At 65.4% G+C, this 24,429-nt stretch carries 24 protein-coding genes; 12 read left to right on the forward strand and 12 right to left on the reverse strand.

The genetic code is table 11. The annotated features are described in order from the left end of the window. Together JMY28_RS35340 and JMY28_RS35345 are read right to left on the reverse strand one after the other, a co-directional pair. A partial coding sequence (locus tag JMY28_RS35340) for an ATP-binding cassette domain-containing protein (RefSeq protein WP_236597193.1) occupies positions 1-330 on the reverse strand: 330 nt, incomplete at its 3' end. A gap of 169 nt (positions 331-499) precedes the next feature. Next, positions 500-1,621 (reverse strand): polyamine ABC transporter substrate-binding protein, encoded by a 1,122-nt coding sequence (locus tag JMY28_RS35345; protein WP_201700526.1) that lies wholly within the window; start codon positions 1,619-1,621, stop codon positions 500-502. Positions 1,622-2,032: 411 nt separating this feature from the next. Here JMY28_RS35345 and JMY28_RS35350 point away from each other — a divergent pair, with 411 nt between their 5' ends. After that, the gene (locus JMY28_RS35350; protein WP_236597196.1) at positions 2,033-2,815 is read left to right on the forward strand and encodes a helix-turn-helix transcriptional regulator; all 783 of its coding nucleotides are present in this window, start codon (positions 2,033-2,035) and stop codon (positions 2,813-2,815) included. A 264-nt stretch (positions 2,816-3,079) separates the two neighbouring features. Here JMY28_RS35350 and JMY28_RS35355 read toward each other — a convergent pair whose 3' ends face one another. The 5 genes from JMY28_RS35355 to JMY28_RS35375 all read right to left on the reverse strand — a co-directional run bounded on the left by JMY28_RS35355 (position 3,080) and on the right by JMY28_RS35375 (position 7,722). Beyond that, positions 3,080-3,820: a 3-ketoacyl-ACP reductase gene (locus tag JMY28_RS35355; RefSeq protein WP_201700528.1), complete on the reverse strand. Its 741-nt coding sequence runs from the start codon at positions 3,818-3,820 to the stop codon at positions 3,080-3,082. Positions 3,821-4,168: 348 nt separating this feature from the next. Beyond that, positions 4,169-4,420, reverse strand: coding sequence for a hypothetical protein (locus JMY28_RS35360; protein WP_201700529.1), 252 nt, complete (start codon positions 4,418-4,420; stop codon positions 4,169-4,171). A gap of 85 nt (positions 4,421-4,505) precedes the next feature. After that, a complete protein-coding gene (locus tag JMY28_RS35365) occupies positions 4,506-6,470 on the reverse strand; it encodes an AI-2E family transporter (protein ID WP_201700530.1) in 1,965 nt (654 codons plus the stop codon). Between the two features lie 170 nt (positions 6,471-6,640). Beyond that, positions 6,641-7,291 (reverse strand): MlaC/ttg2D family ABC transporter substrate-binding protein, encoded by a 651-nt coding sequence (locus JMY28_RS35370; protein ID WP_201700531.1) that lies wholly within the window; start codon positions 7,289-7,291, stop codon positions 6,641-6,643. Positions 7,292-7,491: 200 nt separating this feature from the next. Then, complete coding sequence (locus JMY28_RS35375) at positions 7,492-7,722, reverse strand: hypothetical protein (protein WP_201700532.1); 231 nt, start codon at positions 7,720-7,722, stop codon at positions 7,492-7,494. A 401-nt stretch (positions 7,723-8,123) separates the two neighbouring features. On the opposite strand from JMY28_RS35375, the gene JMY28_RS35380 reads away from it, so the two are divergent. From JMY28_RS35380 to JMY28_RS35420, 9 genes are all read left to right on the forward strand, one after another. Beyond that, positions 8,124-8,990, forward strand: a complete 867-nt coding sequence (locus tag JMY28_RS35380; protein WP_201700533.1) for an STAS domain-containing protein — start codon at positions 8,124-8,126, stop codon at positions 8,988-8,990. Positions 8,991-9,027: 37 nt separating this feature from the next. Continuing rightward, complete coding sequence (locus JMY28_RS35385) at positions 9,028-9,387, forward strand: STAS domain-containing protein (protein WP_201700534.1); 360 nt, start codon at positions 9,028-9,030, stop codon at positions 9,385-9,387. 42 nt (positions 9,388-9,429) lie between these two features. Beyond that, entirely contained in the window at positions 9,430-9,855 is a 426-nt protein-coding gene (locus tag JMY28_RS35390; RefSeq protein ID WP_201700535.1) for an anti-sigma regulatory factor, read from the forward strand. After that, positions 9,840-10,982 (forward strand): ATP-binding protein, encoded by a 1,143-nt coding sequence (locus tag JMY28_RS35395; RefSeq protein WP_201700536.1) that lies wholly within the window; start codon positions 9,840-9,842, stop codon positions 10,980-10,982. Before JMY28_RS35390 ends, JMY28_RS35395 begins: the two co-directional genes overlap by 16 nt. Continuing rightward, entirely contained in the window at positions 10,975-12,384 is a 1,410-nt protein-coding gene (locus JMY28_RS35400) for an ATP-binding protein (RefSeq protein WP_201700537.1), read from the forward strand. Before JMY28_RS35395 ends, JMY28_RS35400 begins: the two co-directional genes overlap by 8 nt. Next, complete coding sequence (locus JMY28_RS35405; RefSeq protein ID WP_201700538.1) at positions 12,381-13,904, forward strand: ATP-binding response regulator; 1,524 nt, start codon at positions 12,381-12,383, stop codon at positions 13,902-13,904. The genes JMY28_RS35400 and JMY28_RS35405 overlap by 4 nt, the downstream gene beginning before the upstream one ends. 154 nt (positions 13,905-14,058) lie before the next feature. Then, on the forward strand, positions 14,059-14,436 hold the full coding sequence (locus JMY28_RS35410) for a DUF2306 domain-containing protein (protein WP_201700539.1): 378 nt from the start codon (positions 14,059-14,061) through the stop codon (positions 14,434-14,436). Next, on the forward strand, positions 14,433-15,572 hold the full coding sequence (locus JMY28_RS35415; protein WP_201700540.1) for a sensor histidine kinase: 1,140 nt from the start codon (positions 14,433-14,435) through the stop codon (positions 15,570-15,572). The genes JMY28_RS35410 and JMY28_RS35415 overlap by 4 nt, the downstream gene beginning before the upstream one ends. A gap of 20 nt (positions 15,573-15,592) precedes the next feature. Then, the gene (locus tag JMY28_RS35420) at positions 15,593-16,468 is read left to right on the forward strand and encodes a LytR/AlgR family response regulator transcription factor (RefSeq protein WP_201700593.1); all 876 of its coding nucleotides are present in this window, start codon (positions 15,593-15,595) and stop codon (positions 16,466-16,468) included. Positions 16,469-16,492: 24 nt separating this feature from the next. Here JMY28_RS35420 and JMY28_RS35425 read toward each other — a convergent pair whose 3' ends face one another. The 5 genes from JMY28_RS35425 to JMY28_RS35445 all read right to left on the reverse strand — a co-directional run bounded on the left by JMY28_RS35425 (position 16,493) and on the right by JMY28_RS35445 (position 22,089). Further along, positions 16,493-17,218 (reverse strand): AraC family transcriptional regulator, encoded by a 726-nt coding sequence (locus JMY28_RS35425; RefSeq protein ID WP_236597194.1) that lies wholly within the window; start codon positions 17,216-17,218, stop codon positions 16,493-16,495. 164 nt (positions 17,219-17,382) lie between these two features. Next, the gene (locus JMY28_RS35430; RefSeq protein ID WP_201700542.1) at positions 17,383-18,144 is read right to left on the reverse strand and encodes an ABC transporter ATP-binding protein; all 762 of its coding nucleotides are present in this window, start codon (positions 18,142-18,144) and stop codon (positions 17,383-17,385) included. Then, positions 18,135-20,003, reverse strand: a complete 1,869-nt coding sequence (locus JMY28_RS35435) for a branched-chain amino acid ABC transporter ATP-binding protein/permease (protein WP_201700543.1) — start codon at positions 20,001-20,003, stop codon at positions 18,135-18,137. Before JMY28_RS35435 ends, JMY28_RS35430 begins: the two co-directional genes overlap by 10 nt. A gap of 3 nt (positions 20,004-20,006) precedes the next feature. Next, a complete protein-coding gene (locus JMY28_RS35440; RefSeq protein ID WP_201700544.1) occupies positions 20,007-20,906 on the reverse strand; it encodes a branched-chain amino acid ABC transporter permease in 900 nt (299 codons plus the stop codon). 16 nt (positions 20,907-20,922) lie between these two features. Then, positions 20,923-22,089: a branched-chain amino acid ABC transporter substrate-binding protein gene (locus JMY28_RS35445; protein WP_201700545.1), complete on the reverse strand. Its 1,167-nt coding sequence runs from the start codon at positions 22,087-22,089 to the stop codon at positions 20,923-20,925. 273 nt (positions 22,090-22,362) lie between these two features. Between JMY28_RS35445 and JMY28_RS35450 the strand changes: the two genes are divergently transcribed. Next, positions 22,363-23,607: a D-amino acid dehydrogenase gene (locus JMY28_RS35450; RefSeq protein WP_201700546.1), complete on the forward strand. Its 1,245-nt coding sequence runs from the start codon at positions 22,363-22,365 to the stop codon at positions 23,605-23,607. Further along, a complete protein-coding gene (locus JMY28_RS35455; protein WP_201700547.1) occupies positions 23,604-24,398 on the forward strand; it encodes a maleate cis-trans isomerase family protein in 795 nt (264 codons plus the stop codon). The genes JMY28_RS35450 and JMY28_RS35455 overlap by 4 nt, the downstream gene beginning before the upstream one ends. Positions 24,399-24,429: the final 31 nt, after the last annotated feature.

Raw genomic sequence — 24,429 nt, forward strand, 5'->3', positions numbered from 1 at the left:
CGGGAAGAGGGCATACGACTGGAACATCATGTTCACGGGACGGCGGTACGGGGGCAGCGACGCGAGGTCTTCGCCGTCGACGAAGATGCGGCCCGACGTAGCCGATTCGAGGCCCGCGAGCATGCGCAGCAGGGTGGACTTGCCGCAGCCCGAACTGCCGAGCAGCGCAAAAAGCTCGTTCTTGGCGATATTCAGGCTCACGTTGTCCACGGCGATGCTCTCGCCGAACTTCTTGACGACGTTTTCGATACGCACGAATGCGTCGTGTGGCACGCGCCCATGGCGCCCCTGCCCGCTTCCAAAGGACAAATCGACGACGTTCTCTTTCATGACTGGACCTGGCGGATAGCGCCGTTGCACAGATTTCCGGAACGAGCGTCCCCGCCGCATGCCGGGGCATGCGGATCGACGTATTACAAGGCGTCGCGCGGGGGATTGAATTCGGGCGGGCGCCGTCGCAGGACAGTACGCGCGACGCCCGTTGTTCGAAGGCCTGGCTTTAGCCGCCGGACTTCAACTGCAGCCAGAGACGGTTCTGCAGCCGCGCAATATCAGCGCTGCGCGGCATGGCGAGCGTCATTTTGCTCAAGACGCTGTCCGGCAAGTACACGTCCGGATCCTGGGCGATAGCCGGCGTCACCAGTTGCCGCGCGGGTTTGTTGGCGGTGGGATAGAAGATCTCGTTCGTGATCTGCGCGTTGACCTTGGGATCCTCGATATAGTTGATCCATTTCATGGCAGCTTCCGGATGCGGTGCGTCTTTCGGCACCGCCATCACGTCGAACCACAGGAGGCCGCCCTCCTTCGGGTTGACGTACTTGATTTCATAGGACTTCTTCGCATCCACGGCCCGCCTGCGCGCGAGGCCCACGTCGCCGGACCAGCCGAGCACCACACAAACATCGTTATTGACGAGGTCATCCGGATAGCCCGCCGAACTGAATTGCGTCACGTACGGGCGCACCTTCTTCAGCAAGTCATAGGCCGCCTGATAGTCGGCCGGATTGTTGCTGTTCGGATTGCGGCCCATGTACTGCAGGGCCGCGGCAAAGGCGGCGTCCGGTGCGTCGAGCAGTGACACGCCGCAGCCCTTGAGCTTCGACAGGTTCTCCGGGTCGAACAGGAGCGCCCAGCTATCGAGCGGCGCATTCTCACCTAGCCGCTTGCGGACTGCCTGCACGTTGTAACCGATCCCCGTGGTGCCCCACGCCCATGGCACACCGTACTGATTGCCCGGATCGACCTGGGCGACCAGCTTCATGAGCGCAGGATCGAGATTCGCGAGGTTGGGAATCTGCGACTTGTCGAGCTTCTGGTAGACACCGGCGCGAATCTGCTGCGCAAGGTAGTTCGACGTCGGCACGACGACGTCATACGCCGAACTCCCAGCGAGCAGTTTGGTCTGGAGCGTGTCGTCGCTGTCATAGCTGTCGTAGCGGACATGAATGCCAGTCTGCTTCTGGAAATTGGGCACCGTGTCGCTGGCAATATATTCAGACCAGTTGTAGACGTTCAGCTCGGTATCGCCGGCCTGCGCGGGCTCGGCCACCGTGATCAGCAAGCTTGCGGCCAGGGCGGGCGCGATCATGGCAAGGGCACGACGACGAAAACGGGCACGCATGAAAAGTCTCCTGATTGTGGTACTCGACCGCGCAGCGCGGAGCGCATCCCCGCTACGATGCAAAGTCAACGAAACTCGATATCACCATTCGGGGGCGGCACACGCCTGCCCGGCAATTTTGGTGAGGACACGAGATTCGTCGCCGGATTTTGCTTGATGACTCATCGAAACGTCCCCACCGCTCTTCAGCACGTGAGGAACTTTATCTGCGCGTCCGGGCGCCGTCTGTCCAGCAAAAGCAGGACAAGCGCGAACGCAGATACTCGGTTGCTCCGGAGAATTCCGCGTAGGCAGGCATTATTTTTCGTGATATCTATGCCGCCATCGCAATACAGAAGTGAGCAGACCGTCGTGAATATGGCGAATAGCGTTCCAGACCTTCAACTCGGCCAGGTTGCCTTAGTGACCGAGATGCTGGGCAATGTCGCGCAGGCCGTGGGATCGGCAGTGTTCATTCGGGCGTTGTACGAAAGTGTCGTGCAATTCGTCGACTGCGACGCCGTGCATCTCGACTATGAACGGCACACGTCGACACACCGCAGCGTTGGCTGGATAGGCAGCTTTGGGCGGGAACAGGATCTGGTCGCGCAGGTGATGCAGCTCTACTATCAGAGCTATGCGAACGACGACGCAACGTACCGGGGCGTCACCGCCGAGGAGGAGGTCAAGCTCGTCCAGATCTCGCCCCAGAAGGTCGCGAGCGAGCTCAAGCATCTCTTCTTTGATGTTGTCGACGTTCACGACGAGTGCGTCGTGACGCGCCTGATCGACGGCACGACGTATTCGATGTCCGTGGCCCGGGTGCGCCGCCTTCCGCCGTTTTCGCTAAAGGAACTGAGCCTTCTCAAACACCTCGCGCGCGTGGTGCTGCCGCTTTCGGCCGCACATCATCGGCTTGCCGGCGCGATTTCGCTGGACGGCGGCTCTCCAGATGTGACAGAGAAGAACCCGCTGGCGCAGTGGCTTCCGCAGCTCCACGGCAAGCTCACGGCGCGCGAAGCGCACGTGTGCTCGTCCTTGATCAATGGCATGACGACTCAGGCCATCGCGCAATCCATGGGTGTCAAGGCGTCGACCGTCAACACATACGCGAAGCGTGCGTTCGAAAAGCTGGGTGTGGATACCCGGCGCCAACTGGTTGCGCTCGTGCTCAAGAGCGCGCCGACCGGCTACGAAGCACGCGCGACGCACTAAGCCCACCTCCACTCGCGGACTACGCTGAGATAGCGAACCAGGCCTGCCGAGGCCTGGCGTCGACGATTGTGGATCATGCGAGGCTACCGGAACAGGAGCGTCGTGCAAATGTCCGTGGAGCATCGTGACGGGGGGTGAAGACTGCCCAGCCAGCCGTTAAACAAACCGTCCCCCCAAAATACGAAGCGGGAGCCGGCTCGACGCCGCTCCCGCCAGATTACTTCGTTGTGCTCACAAGCACCGCACAAAGAGCCGCGGCGACGCTCAGCTCATGTGCAGACCGCCATTGAGCGAGAAGTCTGCGCCGGTCGAGAAGCCCGATTCGTCGGATGCGAGCCACGCCACGATCGAGGCGATTTCCATCGGTTCGCCGAGGCGCCGCACCGGAATGCTGTCGACAATCTTCGAGAGCACTTCGGGCTTCACCGCCTTGACCATGTCCGTGCCGATATAGCCGGGCGAAACGGTATTGACCGTCACGCCCTTGGTCGCCACTTCCTGCGCGAGCGCCATGGTGAAACCGTGAATGCCGGCCTTGGCCGTGGAGTAATTCGTCTGACCGAACTGGCCTTTCTGCCCGTTCACCGACGAAATGTTGATCACCCGCCCAAAGCCCCGCTCGACCATGCCGTCGATCACCTGCTTCGTCACGTTGAAGAGGCTGGTGAGGTTGGTGTCGATCACCGCGACCCAGTCTTCGTGCGTCATCTTGCGGAAGACGACGTCGCGCGTGATGCCCGCGTTATTGACCAGAATGTCGATCTCGCCGACGTCCTTCTTCACTTTCTCGAACGCGACGGCCGTGGAGTCCCAGTCGGCCACGTTGCCTTCGGACGCGATGAACTCGTAGCCCAGCGCCTTCTGCTCGTCGAGCCAGCGCGTTTTTCGCTGCGAGTTCGGGCCACAGCCCGCGACCACCGTGTAGCCATCCTTGTGCAGACGCTGGCAGATGGCCGTTCCGATGCCGCCCATGCCGCCGGTCACGTAGGCAATACGCTTTGCCATAGATCCTCCTTTTGCTTTAGGGGGTAGGTGAGTTGGGAAAGACTCTGGAGGATGGAGTCAGTTTGACGAGCGCCATCAAGCCGGGCGATGGGGAGATACCCGTACAGGAAAACGCCTGCCGCAACCATTCCGTAAGACTGGGTGCGCCGGCGTTGTCTCGATGCCGCCAGCGGACCGAACAAGCCTATCAGCGTACTTTGGGGGACACAAGACGATCACGACGTCAGGCGTGGGCAAAAGCACACAATTACCTGGCATGCCTCAACAAATGCACGCGTAGAGATGTGTTTCGCATAAGAACACGGCGCGGCATCCAGCCGGGCCGTAAGCAGGCTTACTGCGAAGGCGTCAAAGGCCGGCGGCAAGGCGTTCGTTGCCAAATCCCTCAGGCAGGCCCGTCACATAGTCCAGCCGCCCCACCGCTTCGAGCAGTGAGCGGCCGGCAATCGTGAGCGACAGCCGGCGGTGACCTTCCGTCCATTGCTCGAGCGCGACCAGCTGACGCTCGAGCAGCGTGTCCAATTCCTGGCGATTCATGTCGATCTGGTCCGGCGAATGGCGGACCAGCATCAGTGTGGCGAATTCCTTCGGGCTCAGCACGGTCGTCTCCTAGTAACTCTCATGCCGCAACCAGGGGGCACAGGGCCGCATATATTCGAGGTTCAATGTGACACTGGCATGACTGTCACAATTTCGCGCCGGCGCTGTATTGATCCTGCATATCCGGCGTTGGCGCCCTCTTTTCGGGTGGCGGCACGTGCGCCGGCACGAGCGCCACGCCGCATTCCTCCACGAGGTTGCGCAGCGAGTTGGGAAAGAGCGTGCCGGGGTCATCGGCAATGCCAGCGCCGTCGTCACGCAGCGACGCGCCGATGCCCACCACGATGGTCGCGTCGGGCGCGCGCTCGCGCAGGCGCCGCACGAGATTGCGCAGGTACGGCGCCGACTCGGGCGCGTCGAGCGACACCACGCAGATGGCCGGCGAGCGCTCATCGATCATGGCCCCGCGCGTGGCGCGCACTTCGTCGTAAGTGGTGGCCGTACACGGAATATTGCGCCGCATGAGCAACTGGCCGACGATCGCCACCGCCACATCGTCGAACGCGCCGCGTCCGGGCACACAGAGCACCTCGCCCGCATCCGGCGAGAGCGTGAACTCAATCACTCTCGCGCCTTCGTCCGCGCGTTCGGCGGACTCGGCGGCGCGTTTCGCGCTCTCGTCTTCGGCTGCGGCGTGGCGCGAATCGTCTACCGATTCGAGGTCCTCGACAATATCGAGCAGCGCCTGGTTGATACGCGCAACCTGCTCGGCGGGCAGCACGCCGCGTATGGCGTCGTTGCGCGCGAAGCGCAAGCCCTCGAACACCACCTGTTCGTAGTAGTCGATGAGCGGCATGGTCGTGAGCAGCCGGTCGGCCTGCAGCAGCGCCTCGTGCGGATCGTCGGCGAGCAGGCGCTGGTAGCAGGTTTGCGCGGGCGTGAGCGCGGGCTGGTCGCCCAGCAGGATCGTGAGGAAGTTCAGGCGGTCCACGTAGCGGCCCAGCGTGACGATGCACAGCGTGAGCGGCGTGGAAAGCACGAGCCCCACCGGCCCCCACAGCCAGCTCCAGAAAATCGCCGCCACCACGACAGCGAGCGGCGAGAGCCCCGAGCGCCGGCCATAGAGCATCGGCTCGGCGAACTGCCCCGCCACCACGTCCACGACGATGAAGAAGATCAGCGTCGAAACGCCCATGGTCCATTGCGGCTGCGTCGCCGCGGCGACGATCGTCGCCATGATCGCGGCGATCCAGATGCCGATGTACGGCACGAAGCGCATGAGCGCCGCCACCGCGCCGAACAGCAGCGCGCCCGGCACGCCGATGCCCGCCAGCCCCAGCGCGATCACCCCGCCCACCGTGACATTCACGCCGAGTTGCGCGACGAAGTAGCGCGAGAGCCGCTGCGAGGCGTCGTTGATGGCGGTCGTGGTGCGGTGCAGGTCGTCGGAGCCGAACACGCTGATGAGCCGATCACGCAGGTCCTCGCGCTGGAACAGGATGAATATCGTCACCACGAGCACGATGAAGGTCGTTTCGAGCGGCGCGATAGCCGGGGCAAGCGCCTTTTGCGCGAGCGTAAGCGGCGTGGGCGCGGGCGTATGGATCTCCACGGGCGTGGGCTGCTGCGGCTGGTTGCGCGCCGCGCGCCCGCGCGGCTGCGGCGGCGCGGGCGGCGGTGTGGGCGTCACGCGCTGCAGCGCGGTGGCGGCGCGCGACATGAGCGAATCGGCGCGGCCTACCGTCTTTTCCTGCACCGTTTGCACTTTCTGCTCGATCTCCTCCTGGTACTGCGGCAGGGAGGCGGAAAGCTGGTAGATCTGCGCGGCGATCAGCGCGCCCACGCCGGCGAGCGCGAGCACGGTGGAGAGCACCGCAACGAGGATGGCGAGGAATTGCGGCACATGAAAGCGCCGCAGCGTGGTCACGAGCGGCGCCAGCAGAAAGCTCAGCAGCACCGAGAGCGTAATGGGAATCAGCACCGCGCGCCCGAAGTACAGGCCGCACACCACGACCACGCCGGTTATGACGGAGGCGAGGCTGTGCAGCGTGGGCGGGCTTGGCGGAAACACCCGGTTACGTCTGCCCTGCGGCGGCAGCGGAAAATTCATGTCGGATCGGGTCGGCAAAGAAAGAAAACATTGGGCCGCGCTAGCTCGGGCAAGCGCACGGCCCCTCTACACGCACGGGGCGCGCCTCAAAATGGTACTGCGCCCATGCGCGTCGGGCGCGGCCGTCCAGATTTTCGCAGGTCGCGAGAGCGAAGCGCAAAAACCCCGCGTCACTGCGTTTGCGTCTTGCCCGACACAAGCTCCTGATTTCGCGCAGCGAGGAACTGGATGAGCCCGTCCACGCCGCCCTGCTGGATTTTCTCGTTGAACTGCTGGCGATAGGTCTGGATCAGCCACGCACCGAGCACGTTCAGGTCATAAAGCCGCCAGCCCTGCGGTGTCTTGTACAAGCGGTAATCGATTTCGACTGGATTGGTGTTGGTCTGCGCAAGCGTGCGCACCACGACGTCGGTGTCGCCGGGCGAGTTGCGCATGGGCGGGTAGTCGATCTTCTGGTCGGGCTTCAGTTGCGCGATGGCGCCCGAATAGAGATGGATCAGCAATAGCTGGAACTGCTGCTCGATCTGCGCCTGCTGCTCGGGCGTAGCCGTGCGCCAGTGCGGCCCCATGGCGAGGCGCGTGGTACGGCGGAAATCGACGTACGGAAGAATGTCGCGGTTGACGATGTCCTGGATGCGCGCGATGTCGTCGGGCGCGACGGACTTCGTGCGCACCTCGTCAAGCACCTGCTGCGTGGCGGTCTTGATGAGCGCCTGCGGGTCCGACTGGTCCACCTGGGCCGATTGAGCAAATGCCGCCGTGGCGGGCAGGAACGACAGACACCACGCAACGAGCGCGGTCATGCGAAATAGCCTGGTCATCGATATCTCTGGGCAATGGCGGGAGGGGCGAGGCGGCGCAAAATCGTCGATCCGGCGCGACCGGCATCCCGGCGCGTGAGCGCCGCAAGCCAGACGCATCGCTCGAGCGCACGCCAGCGCTCAGTCTAGCGGGTCGGGCGCGGTCAGGTCGGATCGCTGTGCGGCTCGTGCTGATCGTGCGGAACGCCCCACTCGTGCATTCAAGCGCGGGGCGTGCGCGCACGCGCATCGGACTCCGTGAGGAACGCCTCCAGGCCGAACAGCCAGGCAACCCAAAACGAGAAGCGCGAAAGCACGGCCGGCATCGGGTCGGCGTCGCTATCCTCAACGCGCTCCTCCAACGCACTCTCGTCAGAAGCGAGCACGCCTCCCAGTGGCGCGGACGTCGTCGATAACGGCGATTGCTGGCGAGAAAGGGATTCGGGCTCCATGGCTGCGGTGCTCCTCGGTGCGGACCGGATTGTGATTGGCGCAAGCTATGAAGCAAGACACATACCATCCGATGGCATCACGCCCAACCTCGTCCCAACAGCGCTCACGAATCTGTCGCGCAACCTCCGCTCTGTAAAAACTACAAGCGCGTCACGGCAAAGTGGAAAAAACCCGCACGCGCCAGGCCCAGCAGTCGTTGCACGAGCAAGCGGGCACGAAAAACGCATGCAGCCTCACGCCCGCCCGTTCGCTCGCCTTGCATGTCCGCGTAATCGGTTCAATCGCGATTGATTCAATCGCGATCCAATTTCAACTTGATTGGGATCGAATCGATACGATGGTGTAAGGTTCAGCGGTTCGTCTCGACGACGAGGCGCGTCCCCATCGCTCAGGAGATCGCATGAACACACCGGAACAGGTTCGCATTGCGGACATCCTCGGCCAGCATCGCGACACGCTGCTCGCCGAATGGCTGCGCCTGCATCTGCCGATCGCGCTGCGCCGCGGCCTCGCGATGGAAGGGGAAATTCGCGAGCAGTTCTCCGCGTTCCTCAATATCTTTCTCGACACGCTGCCCACCACCGAAACCTTCGATTCGAGCCGCCCCGAGTGGGAGCCGGTGCGCGCGTTCCTGGCAGACATGTCGGCGCACCGCGCGCGTCAGGGCTACACGCCGCTCGAGACGGCCACCTTCGTGTTCTCGTTCAAGGAGCCGCTCTACGCGCGCCTGCGCGAAGCGTATTCGCACAATCCCGCCGAACTCGCCCAGGTGAGCTGGCAGGTGAATCTGCTACTCGACGGCTTTGGCCTCTACACCACCGACGTCTTCCAGAAAAGCCGCGAAGCGATCATCGCGCGCCAGCAGGAAGAGTTGCTGGAACTCTCCACGCCTGTCGTACAGCTTTGGGAAAACGTTCTCGCGCTGCCGCTCATCGGCACGCTCGACTCCGCGCGCACTCAGGTCGTGATGGAGAGCCTGCTGCAGAAGATCGTCGACACGGGCGCAAGCCTCGCGATCATCGACATCACGGGTGTGCCCACCGTCGACACGCTCGTCGCGCAGCATCTGCTCAAGACCGTGGCCGCCGCGCGCCTCATGGGCGCGGACTGCATCATCAGCGGCATCCGTCCGCAGATCGCGCAGACCATCGTGCACCTGGGTGTCGATCTCACCAACGTCATCACCAAGTCCACGCTCGCCGACGCCTTCGTCATTGCGCTGCAGCGCATCGGCGCGACCATCATCACGCCGAAGGCCACGGCCTGATCGCCATTGACCGCACGACGCACGGGAACCGCACACGATGGAACGCATTCCGATTCTGCGCCTCGGCGACTGCCTGATCGTCACGATCCAGGTGGACATGCACGACCGCCTCGCGATCGCACTGCAGGACGACCTCACCGAGCGCATCGTGAAGGAGTCGGCCAAGGGCGTGCTGATCGACATCTCGGCGCTCGACGTGGTCGACTCGTTCATCGGCCGCATGATCAGCAACACGGCCGCCATGGCGATGGTGCTCGACGCGCAGACCGTGGTGGTCGGCATGCAGCCGTCGGTGGCGATCACGCTGGTCGAGCTCGGTCTCACGCTTTCGGGCGTGCGCACCGCGCTGAACGTCGAAAAAGGCATGGCGCTGCTCAAGCAACGCCAGCTCCGTTGAGTCCCATGACTCCGTTGGCTAGCACGTCTCTTGCATTCGATCATGAATAGCAACGACACGACCGGAAGGCTCGCGGCCCAAGTGAGCCTGCGCTCGGACGAGGAAATCGTCCGGCTACGACAGATCGTGCGCGACGCCGCCATCGCGCAGGGGTTCTCGCTCATCGAGCAGACCAAGTTCGTGACGGCGGCGAGCGAGCTCGCGCGCAACACACTGCAGTATGGCGGCGGCGGCGACGCGCGGCTGGAAGTGCTGGAAAGCGGCGTGCGCGTGGGCCTGCGGCTCACGTTCGTCGATCAGGGTCCGGGTATTGCTGACATCGAACGCGCGCTGCAGGACGGCTTCACGAGCGGCAATGGCCTGGGCTTGGGCCTTGGCGGCTCGCGGCGCCTGTGTGATGAGTTCACGATCGAATCGACTCCGGGTGACGGCACGACGGTCACCATCACGAAATGGAAAATACGCTAGACGGCGCGGCCGGCTCCGCCGGGGGCACCCACCGGTCCTTCGAGATCGGCGACGCAAGCGGCGTCGCCTACGCACGACGCGGTGCCGCCGAAGCCGCGCGCTTTGCCGCGCTCACCGAGACCGACGCCGGGCGCCTCGCCATCGTGCTCACGGAAGCGGCCACCAACATCCTGAAGCACGCCGGCCACGGCGAGCTGCTCGTGCGAGCGCTGGAAGGCGCGGTGGAGCTGATCGCGCTCGACAGCGGTCCTGGCATGACCGACGTGGGCGCCGCGCTCGCCGACGGCCACTCCACAACCGGCACGCCCGGCACCGGGCTCGGCGCGATCCGCCGGCTTTCGAACCAGTTCGCCGTCTACTCGCAGCGGGGCACGGGCACCGTGCTGCGCGCGCTCGTGCAAAAAAGCGGCGGCCACGCAGCCCACGCGGCATTCACCGGACCCGAGATCGGCGGGGTGTGCGTGCCCTATCCCGGCGAGGAAGTCTGCGGCGACGGCTGGCAGGCGCAGGCCGACCAGAGCGGCCTCACGCTCGCGCTCGCCGACGGCCTCGGCCACGGCGCCGAAGCCCACGTGGCCGCCGCGGCCGCGCTCGACGTGCTGCGCCGCCGCGCCGGGCTCGCGCCCGCCGCGCTCATGGAACTCTCGCACGCGGCGCTGCGCCCCACGCGCGGCGCCGCGCTCGCGCTCGTGCGCATCGATCTCGCGCGCGGCGCGCTCGCGTTCTGCGGCACGGGCAACATCTCGGCGGTCGCGTATGGCGCGGGCCGGCCCGCGGAACGCCGCCCCGTCGACAGCCGCGCCTCAGCCGGCCACACGCACCGGCCCGCCAGCGCAGGCGCGCCTTGCGCGCGCGAGTGTTACCAGCTCGTCTCGCGCAATGGCATCGTGGGCCACACGATGCGCGGCACCCAGGAGTTCGAGCTGACGTGGGGCGAGAACGCGCTCCTCGTCCTGCATTCGGATGGTATCGGCACCCGCTGGGATCTTGCCGCCTGGCCCGGACTCGCCAACCAGCCCGCCGTCGTGATCGCGGCCGTCCTCTACCGAGATTTCGCGCGCCGGCGCGACGACGCCACCGTCGTCGTCGTGCGTGCTCGCCCCGGAGTACAGTTGAACCATGAATAAGCCCCTGCTGCGCATCCGGCTTGAAACCGCCCAGGACGTCGTCGCCGCGCGCCGCCGCGCGCGCGAACTCGCCGCCGGGCTCGGCTTCTCGCCGCTCGACCAGACGCGCATTGCGAGCGCCGTCTCCGAAATCGCCCGCAACGCGTTCGAATATGCGGACGGCGGCGAAGTCACCTTCGCGCTCGACGACGAGCGGCCACGCGAAGCGCTCGCCGTGCAGGTGAGCGACCACGGCCCCGGCGTGCGCGAACTCGAAGCCGTGCTCGACGGTACGTACCGCTCACCCGGCGGAATGGGCCTCGGCATTACGGGCAGCCGGCGCCTCATGGACCGCTTCGCCATTCGCTCCTCGGCGAGCGGCACGACTGTCACCATGGCCCGCGACTTGCCGCACGAGCGCGGCGCGGTGTGCGGCACGGAGCTCGAGCGTATCGTGCGAGAACTGTCCGCACGCAGTCCGCAAGAAGGCGCGCACGGCGACTCGCTCGAAGAACTGCAGCAGCAGAACCGCGAACTCGTCACGGCGCTCGACGAACTACGCGAACGCCAGGAAGAACTTTCGCGCCTCACGCAGGAGCTGGAGGCGACCAACCGCGGTGTGGTGGCGCTCTACGCCGAACTCGACGAGCGCGCCGAGGAACTGCGCCGCGCCGACATGATGAAAACGCGCTTTCTCTCGAACATGAGCCATGAACTGCGCACGCCGCTCAGTTCGATCCGCGCGCTCGCCAACCTGCTGCTCAACCGGCTCGACGGCGACCTGAGCGTGGAGCAGGAGCGCCAGGTCAGGCTGATTCTTTCGTCTGCGGAAACCTTGGGCGAAACCGTGAACGACCTGCTCGATCTCGCGAAGATCGAAGCCGGCAAGACTGAAGTCGTTCCCGCATGGTTCGATCCCGCCGACCTCTTCGCCGCGCTGCGCACGATGCTCATGCCGCTGCTCGACACGCCGCACGTCACGCTCGAATTCGTCTCCACGGCAGGCCTGCCGCAGCTTTACACCGACGAACCCAAGCTCACGCAGATCCTGCGCAATTTCGTCTCGAACGCGATCAAGTACACCGAGCACGGGCAGATTCGCGTCGGCGCCCAGTGCATGCCCGGCGATGGCGACGACGCGAGGATCACGTTCTTTGTCGCGGACACGGGCATCGGAATTGCTCCCGAACACCACCAGATCATTTTCGAGGAGTTCGGCCAGGTGCAGAACCGCCTGCAGCAGCGCGTGAAGGGAACGGGTCTTGGCCTGCCGCTGTGCCGCAAGCTCGCGGCGCTGCTGGGCGGCGAAGTGGGCGTGGAAAGCGAGCCCGGCGTGGGCTCGACGTTCCGCCTGAACCTGCCGGTGCGCCTCGCTACGTCCGTCGAGGACGAACCCGAGACGTCCGGGGACACTGCGCCATGAACGCACACGCCACGCTCATCCTCAACGTCGACGACAACGAAGGCGCGCGCTATGTGAAGTCGCGCGTGCTGCGCCACGCCGGCTACGCCGTGATCGAAGCCGCGACAGGCCACGCCGCGCTCGAAGCCGTGCGCGAACAAGCACCGGCGATCGTGCTGCTCGACGTGAAGCTGCCCGACATCAGCGGTATCGAGGTGTGCCGCCTCATCAAGGCGGACCCGGAAACGAACTCCACGCTCGTGCTGCAAACCTCCGCCGCGGCGGTGCAAACGCGCGACAAGATTCTCGCGCTCGACGGCGGCGCCGACAGCTACCTCACCGAACCCGTCGAGCCCGCCGAACTGGTGGCGAACGTGCGCGCACTGCTGCGCCTCTACGCCGCCGAAAAAGCGCTGCGCGACGCCGACCGCCGCAAAGACCGCTTTCTCGCGACGCTCGCGCACGAACTGCGCAATCCGCTCGCGCCGATACGCAACGCCATCGAACTGCTCGACCCGCGCCACGGCGCGAACGACACCATGCGCGCCGACGCGCGGCAGATCGCGAGCCGCCAGGTCGAGCATCTCGGGCGCCTCGTCGACGATCTGCTCGACGTCTCGCGCATCTCTCACGGCAAGATCACGCTGCAGATGGGCACGCTCGACCTGCGCGAGATCGTCGAGATCGCCGTGGAAACGAGCCGCCCGTTCCTCGACGCGAAGTCGCAAACGCTCACGGTCGAGATCGACTGCGAGCCGTGCCACGTGACCGGCGACGCGATACGCGTCGCGCAGATCATCAGCAACCTGCTTTCCAACGCCGCGAAGTACACCGCCGAAGGCGGCCAGATCACGTTGCGGCTCGAAGCGGACGTCTACGAGATCCTGATTCGCGTGCGCGACAACGGCATCGGCATCGCGCCCGACGAACTGCCCTACGTGTTCGACCTCTTCATGCAGTCGCGCGAGGTCGTGAAGCGCGCCGACGGCGGCCTCGGCATCGGCCTCGCACTCGTGCGCGAACTCGCCGAATTGCATGGCGGCTCGGTGGGCGCACAGTCGGACGGACTTGGGCTCGGCTCGGAATTCGTCGTGCGTCTGCCGCTCGCGCGCTCGCCGCACTGCGAAGCGCCGCGCGAGCCGACGCAAGACGCTGGGGAACAAACCGTGCCGCAGCGCCGCCGCGTGCTGATCGCCGACGACAACGTCGATTCCGCTTCGTCGCTCCTCATGCTGCTGGAACTCGAAGGCCACGAAGTGCGCGTGGCCCACGACGGCCCGAGCGCGCTCGCGCTCGCGCAAACTTTCATGCCTCACGTGGCGATACTCGACATCGGTCTGCCCGGCATGGACGGTCACGCGCTGGCGAAGGCGCTGCGCGCCGAGCCCGCCACCGCGCGCGTGCAATTGATCGCGCTCACGGGCTACGGCCAGGAGCGCGACCGCCAGGCCGCGAGTGAGGCGGGCTTCGACCGGCATCTCGTGAAACCTGCACCGTTCGATGAGATTCTGCGGGAAATCGAAAGCGCGCCGCCGGGTTGAGTGACGCTGTGCGGTCCGCTTGCCCGCGGTTCGCGCCACCCAATCTCCGTTCGCGCCCGTATCTCCACCGTTCGTCGCAAGCGCCTCGCTCACCCCTCTCCCGCTCACCACACTGCAGACATCGCCCCCGCTCGACCCGCCAAGGAGAGCCAGCATGTCTGCCATCATTGCGGCGCACATCGTCGCCGCGACGCTTTCTGTCATACTCGGAACCGCCGTTATGCTGGCCGAAAAGGGCAGCGCGCGGCACAAGTGGCTCGGCCGCCTCTGGGCGCTGACGATGCTCGCCGCCGCGCTCAGTTCGCTCGACATCCGTGAGCTGCATCCGGGGCATCTGTCCTGGGTGCACGGCCTTTCGCTGCTGACGTTCGCAAGCGTCGGGCGTGCTATCTGGGCGATCCGCCACGGCAACGTCCGCGGCCATCGCCTCGCCATGCGCGGTTCGTTCTTCGGTCTCATCGCTGCCGGCCTCGCCGCCATTGCGACGCCGCACCGGCTGCTCAACCTCATCGTCACGAGCTGGATCGCATGATTCCTGGCACGCACGTCGAGTTTCCGAACGCCGCCGCCCGCCTGAGCGCGCCGTCGGCCAACGTCCTGCTGGCAGGGTTCGCGCGCGAGGGGGCGATCGTCGTCGTCGGGAACGTGTTGATCGCCGTCGCGCTCACCGCCGCTGGCTTTCATGGATTCATCGACAACCTCGTCTTCAGCCAGGCGATCGGGCTCTCGATCATGCTGCTGCTCGACATCGCCCGCTTCTATCTGCAGCGCCACAACGCGCTCACCGGCCCGCGGCTTGCCATCGTGATGGTCCTCGCCATCGTGCTCGGCTCGGCGCTCGGGCGCGGCATTGCGAGCGTGCTGCTCGGGATCGGCCTGCGCCACGCATTCGCGACGAAGGAGCTCGCGCTCACTGGCTGGGTCGCGCTCACCGCCACGCTGCTCGTCACCTGGTATGGCTGGTCGCGCACGCGCATTGCCGAGCTGAGCGAACAGGTCGCGCGCACGGCGTGGCAAAAGGAGGCCGCCGAGCGCACGGCGCTCAGCGCGCGCCTGCAGGCGCTGCAGGCGCAAATCGAGCCGCACTTTCTCTTCAACACGCTGGCGACGCTCGACAGCCTGATCGCGTCCGATCCCCCTCGCGCGCGCGACCTGCTTGCAAGCCTGAACCGTTTCCTGCGCGCGACGCTGGAGGCCTCGCGCGCCCAAAGCGAAACGCTCGCGGTGCAGTTCAAGGTGCTCGACGCGATGCTCGCCGTGCACGCCATGCGCATCGGCCCGCGTCTCGCCTACACGCTCGACCTGCCGCGCGATTGCGCCGACCTCCCGGTGCCGCCCATGCTGCTGCAGCCGCTCGTGGAAAACGCGCTCAAGCACGGCATTCAGGGCGCGGTCGAGGGTGGCAGAATCGACGTCCGCGCACAGCGCGTCGACGAGCATGTCGATCTGACCGTGATCGACACAGGCCCGGGCTTTGGCGCGACGCCGGGCACCCAGGGCGCGGGCATCGGGCTCGTGAACGTGCGCGAGCGGCTTGCTGCGCTCTATGGCGAGCAGGCCTCGCTCATGCTGATCGAGAACGTGCCGCACGGCCTCGTTGCGCGCGTGCGGCTGCCTCTGCGCAATGTCGTTGACGCAAGTGCAGTCGCGCAGGAGTCCCGATCATGAAACGCCACGCGCCCGGCGATATGGCACGACACAGTGACGCCTCGCGCCGCGCGCCCGACACCCCGACCGCGCTGATCGCCGAGGACGAGCCGCTGATCGCGGCCGCACTGGAGCGAGAACTCGCCGCCGTGTGGCCGGAATTGCGCATCGTGGCGACGGCCAGCAACGGCCACGAAGCCATCGAGCGCATCGGTGCGCTTGAGCCCGACGTCACGTTCCTCGACATCGCCATGCCGGGCGCGACCGGCCTCGACGTCGCGCGCGCCTGCGCGAATCTCGCCGCACCGCCGCAGATCGTGTTCGTCACCGCCTACGACGCCTATGCGCTCGAAGCCTTCGAGGCCGCGGCCATCGACTATCTGCTCAAACCCGTGGAAACCGCGCGGCTCGCACGCACGGTGGAGCGCCTGCGCGCACGGCTCGCGCGATCGGCGGCAAGCGACGCCGAGGCGCCGCAAATGCAGGCGGATCTGCAACGCGTGTTGCGTCAACTGGAAGCGATTACGCAGGACGTTCGCGAAGCGCGGGCCGGTGCGCGAGCAGGCAATGCGGATGGCGCCCCGCGCGAACCGCCGCTGCGTTATCTGCGCGCATCCAGCGGCAACGACATCCGCATGGTGCCGGTGGACGATGTTTTGTACTTCGAAGCAGCCGATAAGTACGTCGTGGTGACGACGCGCAGCGGTGAACTGCTGATCCGCACGAGCCTGCGAGAGTTGTGCGCGCAACTTGACCCCGCACGCTTCTGGCAAGTTCACCGCGGCACGGTCGTCAATGTGGATCAGGTGGAAAGCGCCTCGGTCAGCGCGATCGGGAAGATGACGCTGCAACTGCGCGGCCATGCCGGCGCGCTCGCGGTAAGCCGGCAATACGCACACTTGTTCCGGCAAATGTAAGCGGGCCACGAGAGCACGCTCGCCTCAACGCGGTTCGCTTTTCAAATACCGCTGGGGCGTCTCGCCCATCGTCTTGCGAAACATCGTGATGAACGCACTCGAATTCGCGTAGCCAAGCTCCGTCGCGATCTCCGCCACGCGCACCCCTTGCGCAAGCTTCGAAACCGCCTCGACGATGCGCAACTGCTGGCGCCAGTGGCCGAACGTCAACCCAGTTTCGTCCTTGAAGAGCCTCGCGAGCGTGCGCTCGCTCGCCCCCACGCGCTCGCCCCAGACGGAGAGCGAGTCACCGTTGGCCGGGTCCGCCAGCAGGACGTCGCAAATCTGCCGCAAACGGCGGTCGAGCGGCAGCGGCAACCCTCCGCCCGAGGCCTCGCGTGAATCGCGCATTTCGCTGAGCAACAGCGGGGTCATGAGCGCGTAGCGGCGCTCCTCGTCGCGCTCGCGGTCTTCGACCATCGCCGCCACCAGTTCGCGTAGCAGCGACGAAACCGTCACGGCGTGACATTCGGATTCCGGCCACGGGAACGCCTCCGGCCTGAAGTCCACGCTATGCATGCGCACCGCGCTCGTCGCGATCAACTCATGGCCCACGCGCGGCGCGATCCACAGGCCACGATGCGGCCCAAGCGTCCACATGCCGATGGGCGTCGTCACGCGCAGCACGCCGTTCGTCGTGAAAACGAGTTGTGCCTGATCGTGCGAGCGCCACTGCCTCGCGCCTGCACCGTATTCATAGCTTGTCGCCAAGATGGGTCGTTCGAGCGTGCGCTGCGTGCTTTCAGGTCGATGGCACCAGATCTGGTCCACGATCGAATATTCCTTCGCTGATTTTTGCATCAAAAGACGATGAATTGCCAATGCAAACGAGAATGATTCTTAGTATATCCGATGAATGCGTTCAGGCGAACCACCTAGGCGCCCCCTCCCTCCTGCGCCGCCGCGCTGCCGCCAAGATAGGTGGCGCGCACACGGTTGTCGTCGGCCAGCTCATGGGCCGAACCTGCGAGCGCCACGCGGCCGCCTTCCAGCACATACGCCCGATTCGCAATGCGCAGCGCCTGGCGCGCGTTCTGTTCCACGAGCAGCACCGCCGTGCCCGCGTGGCTGATGCGCGCGATCACTTCGAAGATCGCACGCACGAGCTTGGGCGCAAGCCCCATGGATGGCTCGTCGAGCAGCACGAGTTTCGGCTTGAGCATGAGGGCGCGCGCAATCGCCAGCATCTGCTGCTCACCGCCGCTTAGCGTGCCCGCGAGCTGATCCTTGCGCTCGCGCAGCCTGCTAAACGTTTCGTATGCCTGAACAATCCCTTGATCGAGCGCGCCGGCGTCACGCCGCAAGAGGTAGCCGCCAAGGCGCAAATTCTCCTCGACCGTCAGCCCGCCGAAAATACGCCGTCCTTCCGGCACGTGCCCGATCCCAAGCGCGACGATACGATGCGACGGCAGCCCGACGAGCGTCTGCCCCTCGAACGCAATGCCTCCGCCGCGCGGGCGCAGCAGCCCGGAGATGGTGCGCAGCGTCGTGGTCTTCCCCGCGCCGTTGGCCCCGAGCAGCGCAACGATCTCGCCCGGCCCAACGTCGAGCGAAATGCCGTGCAGCGCCTCGATGTTCCCGTAATTCACGCGCAGGTCGCGAACGTCGAGGAGTTTGCCAGTCGTGTCTAACTCCATAGCGACTTCTCCCCGTCCGCGCCGTCCGGTCCGTCGTCTTCCTCGGCCGTGCCGAGGTAGGCGTCGATCACCACCGGGTCGTTCTGAATTTTCGCGGGCGCGCCCTCGGCAATGATCTCGCCATGATCCATCACGATGATGCGGTCCGACACGCCCATCACCAGCGCCATGTCGTGCTCGATCAGCAGCACCGTCACGCCCAGGTCGCGTATGCGACGGATCTGCGCCATCAACGCGTGCTTTTCGGTTGGGTTCATGCCGGCGGCGGGCTCGTCGAGCAGCAACAGGCGCGGCTGGCTCGCCAGCGCCCGGGCGATTTCCAGCCTGCGCTGATCGCCATACGGAAGGTCCGAGGCATATTCACTTGCGCGCGCGCCCAGCCCCACGAGGTCGAGCCAGCGCTGCCCGAGCGCCGCGTGTTCGGCGGCCTCGGTGCGCGCCGCGCGCGTGCCCACCAGCTCCGCCACGAGGGCCGTGTGCAAGCGATGATCCATGCCGATCAGCACGTTCTCGAACGCGCTCATGTGGTTAAAAAGCCGGATGCCCTGAAACGTGCGCGCAATACCGCGATGCACGTTGCGATGGGGCGCGCCGCCGGCAAGCGGCTCGCCGCGCCAAACGAGGCGGCCGCTGCTTGGGCGGATCACGCCCGTCAGGCAGTTGAACACCGTGGTCTTGCCCGCGCCATTCGGGCCGATCAGCGCGAGAATCTCGCCGCCGCGCACCTGAAAACTGATGCCGCCGATCGCACGCACGCCGCCAAAGCGGCGCTCGAGGTCATGCACCTCGAGCAGGGTTTCGCGCGCGGCGGCGGCTTCGAGGCCACCGCTATCGGCGAGAGAAACGGCCGCCGTACTTTCCTTGCCCGCCGCTTCCGCGGCTTCTGCTTCGTGCGCCAACGTCTCTTCCTCGGGCCTCGGCGCGGCGCGTCTCACGCGCGCGGGCCACAATCCTTGCGGACGCAACAACATGAGCACGACGAGCGCAACGGCAAAACCGAAAATACGCCACAGGTTCAGGAAGCGCAGCATTTCCGGCAGCCCCGCAACGATCAGCGCCCCGAGTATGACGCCGGGAATGCTGCCGCGGCCACCCATCACGACGACAATGAGGATCGTCACCGACTGCAGGTACGTGAACGCCGTGGGATCGATCGTGCCGAAGCGTGCGGCGAAGAGACTGCCGGCCAGGCCCCCAATCAGCGCGCCTAACACGTAGGCGAGCATCTTCACGCGCAAGGTCGCAACCCCCACGGCCTCGGCAGCGGCTTCATCCTCGCGGATGCTGGTCCACGCGCGCCCGAGGCGCGAGCGCCCGAGCCGCACGGCGAACACCAGCACGACGACGAAGAACGCCATGCCCAGCACGTATACCGAGCGCGGCGAACTGAACTCGAAGCCGAACAGGCTCGGCGGATCGATGCCGTAGATGCCGTTCGGGCCGCCGGTAATGTCGAGATTCGTGGCGACAATGCGCGTGATCTCGCCAAAGCCGAGCGTGACGATCGCGAGATAGTCGCTACGCAGACGCAACGTCGGATAGCCGATCACGACACCGGAAGCGCCCGCGAATGCGAGGCTGAATGGCAGCGTCGCCCAGAACGAGAAATGCAGCAGGGTTTCGAGCAGCGCCGTGGTATAGGCGCCAATGGCGAAAAACGCCGCGTAGCCAAGGTCGAGCAACCCGGCGTAGCCCACGACGATGTTCAATCCGAGGCCCAGGATCGCATAGGTGATGATGGTGAGCCCGACATCGACGATATAGCCGCTCGCGAAGGCCGGCAACGCGGTCGCCGCCGCGATCAGCACGACGGCGACGACCCACGAGGTTTGCTGGGTTTGCCCAAGGCGTGCGCGCATGCCTCACATCCTCTCGACAACGCGTTCGCCGAACAGCCCCGTCGGCTTCACCACGAGCACGGCAATCAGCACGCCGAATACGAACACGTCGGTCCACTGCGAGGACACATACCCCGCGCCGAACGCCTCCAGCAAGCCAATCAAAAAGCCGCCCACCATCGCACCCGGAATATTGCCGATACCGCCCAGCACCGCCGCCGTGAATGCGCGCAGCCCGAGCACGAAGCCCATGAAGAAGTTGATCTGCGTGTAGAAAAGCCCTTCCATCACGCCGGCGACCGCAGCGAGTGCCGAACCGATGAAAAACGTGAGCTGGATGAGCCGCTCGACGTCGATGCCCATGAGCCGCGCTGCATCCTGATCGATCGCGAGCGCGCGCATGGCCGTGCCGATAAACGTATGGTGTACGAATAAATACAGCGCAATCATCAGCGCGAAGCTCGCCGCGATAATGCCGATCTGCGCAAACGTGATGTGCACTTGCGCGACTTCGAAGCCGGTATGCGCGAGCAGGTGCGGGTAAGTGCGAAAGCCCGCGCCATAGGCGATCAGCACGCCATTCTCCAGCAGCAGCGAAACGGCGAGCGCCGTAATGAGAATAGAAAGACGCGGCGCGCGCAGCAACGGCTGGTAGGCCACGCGCGCGATCGCCACGCCGAGCACGCCGGTTGCGAGCATGGCCACCGCGAAGGCCAGGAACAGCGCGAGCGCGAGCGGCAGGTGCGCGGCCGCGAGCACGGAGAGCGCGGTCCAACCCACGAACGCGCCCACCATGAAGAGATCCCCGTGTGCGAAGTTGATGAGCCGGATGATGCCGTAGACCATCGTGTAGCCGAGGGCGACGAGCGCGTAGAACGAGCCGATCGTCAGTCCCTCGATAACGAACTGGAAAAAGGTGCTCATGAACGGCCCGGGGCGCTTACTTCATGGCCACCCACTTGCCGCTTGCATCCTGGCGTTGGTAAGGCTCGAACTGATCGTTGTGCACGACGACCGTGATGTACACGGCGCGGCTGCGGTCGCCCTTCGGATTGAAGCCGATCGTCCCGGTGGCGCCCGGGTAGTTCGTGATTTTGTGCAGCGCCGCGCTAATGTCCGCTGGCTTTGCCGACTTCGCATCGGCGATGGCCTTGGCGGTCACGTCCACGGCATCGTACTCGTACACCGAGTACGGCCCCGGGCCCTGACCATAGGACTTGTTGTACTGATCCAGATAGTCGTGCGCGCCCGCCAGGAACTGCGCGAGCGGCGCGGTCGTGATGATCATGCCGTCGGCGGCCGGCCCCGCTGTTTTCATGAGCGTCGGATCATTGGTGCCATCGCCGCCCATGAAGGTCATCTTGAGGCCCACCTGGCGCGCTTCCTTCACGAGCAGACCCGCCTCGGAGAAATAGCCCGTGTAGTAGATCACGTCCGGCTTGAGCGACGATACCTTGGTGAGCGTCGGCGAATAGTCCATCTGGCCCGGCGTGATCGAGTCGGCGTACACCACGTCCACACCCATCTTCTTGAGCGATTCCACGGTGTTCTGCGCGAGGCCCTTCGCATAGGTCGTGTTGTCGTCGATCACCGCTGCGCGCTTCACGTGCAGCGAATTCTTCATGAAGCTGGCCGCAAACGGCCCTTGCTCGTCGTCACGGCCAATCGTGCGGAACACGTTGTCGTAGCCCATTTCCGTGAGCTTCGGATTGGTCGAGGCATCGAGCACGTAGGGAATGCCGGCCCGGTGGAACGCGGTCAACTCGGGCAACGCGGCGCTCGAGCAGTAGCCGCCCGCCACGGCAACCACGCCCGCATCCACGAGCTTTTGCGCGGCTTGAACGGCTGTCTGCGCGTCGCACGCGTCGTCCTCGGGCACGAGTTCGATCTGCTTGCCGAGCACCCCGCCCGCCGCGTTGATCTTCGCGGCCGCGAGCTTCGCGCCGTTCAGAATATCCGTGCCCGCTGCGGCGCTGCTGCCCGAAAGCGGCACCGGTACGCCGATCTTGATCGTCTGGGCTTGTGCTAAGCCAGGCGCGAGCGCGGCAAGCGAAATGAGAGTGAGCGCGATGGTTGCGTGCAGCGTGCCATTGTTCTGAGGATTCATGTGAGCGGCTCCTGAGCGTGGACCCGACCGGGCGATGCCGCAACGCAGGCAAGCCCGCGCGGTCAGTTAGCGAAACGAAATAATTCGTCCGGTACGATGCCCCGCAGGACTCGCTCGCTCATGGCGCGCAGCTTGCATGGGGACCGGCGCATAACGACTTATCCATAATAGATGCATGCCACCATTTAACTGCTATAGGGTATGCGCGTATAGAAATCGCGTGCGCTTGCGGCGGCGTGAAGGTACTTTGTATAGACGCATGGAGGGGCGCCAATGAAGACCATCGTGCTGGGCGGCGGCATAGCAGGCGTCACGAGCGCGTACTACCTCGCGCGCGACGGCCGCGACGTCACCGTTGTCGAGCGACGCGCGGGCGTTGCGCTCGAAACCAGTTTCGCCAACGCGGGGCTCGTCGCTCCTGGCCATTCGTATACATGGGCCTCGCCCCGCGCACCGAAAATCCTGCTCAAATCGCTGTTCGTCGAGGGCCAGGCGCTGCGTCTGCGCCTGAAGGCCGATCCGCACATGTGGGCATGGTGCGCGCAATTCCTGCTCAACTGTACCGAAGCGCGCTCGCGCGAAAACACTTCGCGCAAGGTGCGGTTATGCCGCTATTCGCAGCATCAACTGCAAGAGGTCACGGCGCGCGAGCAGCTCGAATACGACCTCATCAGCCGCGGCCTGCTCTATCTCTATCGCGACGCCGCCTCGTTCGAGCGCGGCCGCACCCACATGTCGATCCTCGTCGAAAACGGCCTGCCGCTCGAAACGCTCGGTGCCGCCGCAGTCGCCGCGCGCGAGCCCGCGCTTGCCCACGCGCGCGAGCGCATTGCCGGAGCGATCTACTGCCCGAGCGACGAAAGCGGCGATGCACACCGCTTCACGCGTGCGCTCAAGGAGGTTTGCGAACGTATGGGCGTGCGCTTCGTATTCGACGCTCCGATCGAAGCAATCGAAGCCGCCGGCGATCGCATTACCGGCGTGCGCACGCGCGCCGGCGTGATTCAGGGAGACGACTACGTGCTCGCGCTCGGCTCCTGGTCGCCGATACTCGCGCGGCCGCTCGGTTACCGGATCGCGATCTATCCTGTGAAGGGCTATTCGGCGACGTTCCCCTGCGCTCCCGAGCATCGGCCGCCCGAGATGGGCGGCGTAGACGAGAATCACCTCGTGGCATGGGCGCGCTTTGGCGCGCGCCTGCGCTTCACGGCCACCGCGGATTTTGCGGGCTACGACACGCGCCACACGCCCGCCGATTTCACTTCCATGATGCAGGCCGCACGCGAACTCTTTCCCCAAGGCGCCGACTACACGCAGCCCACCTACTGGGCCGGGCTGCGCCCCATGACGCCCGAGGGCACACCGCTGATCGGCCGCACGCGCCATCGCAACTTCTTTCTGAACACGGGTCACGGGCACATGGGCTGGACCATGTCGTGCGGCACCGCAAAACTGCTCGCCGACATCATGGCCGGGCGCGAACCCGAACTCGACATGACAGGATTGACGCTGAGATGAACACGACCGCACCGCCGCAAAATCACAAGGATGCCTACACAAAGCTCGATTTCGCGCTCGACGGTGGCATTGCCCGCCGCGCCGCGATTGGCCTCGTCGTGCTGGCCACCGACCATACGATCGAATACGAATGGCGCGACCTGTTGCGCCAGCCAGGCGTGGCATTCTACGAGAGCCGCCTTGAGAATTCGCCGGACATCACGCCGCCGCGCCTCGCGGAAATCGAGGCGCGCATCGCACCCGCGGTGAGCCTGCTGCTGCCCGGCGAGCGCCTGGACGTGGTGGCGTTCGGCTGCACCTCGGCTTCGATGGTCATAGGCGAAGAGAAGGTCGCGGCGCGCATTCGCGAGGCACGGCCCGGCATCGAATGCACCACGCCGATCACGGCGGCACTCGCCGCGCTGCGCTCGCTCGACGTGCGACGCGTAGCGCTGCTGACGCCCTATGTGCGAACGATCAACGACTTCATGCGCGATTACATCGAAGCGCGCGGCGTGGCCGTCACACGCATGGCCTCGTTCGAGCATGCGGACGACAACGAGGTAGCGCGCATCGACGCGACTTCGATTCGCAGTGCGATAGAAACGCTCGCGCGCCACGACGATGCCGATGCGGTGTTCGTCTCGTGCACCAGCCTGCGCGTGGCCGCGGTCGTGCCGCAGATCGAAGCGCAGACCGGCAAGCCCGTGCTGTCGAGCAACTACGCCATGGCGTGGCACGCGCTGCGGCTCGCGGGGGTGCAGGATAGCGAGCCGCAGCTGGGGAGGTTGTTTGCGCGCCAGGAAAGATAAGTCGCGCCCCACCGGCGCGACCATCGGATCA

Source organism: Paraburkholderia hiiakae (assembly GCF_904848665.1).
Taxonomy (GTDB): domain Bacteria; phylum Pseudomonadota; class Gammaproteobacteria; order Burkholderiales; family Burkholderiaceae; genus Paraburkholderia; species Paraburkholderia hiiakae.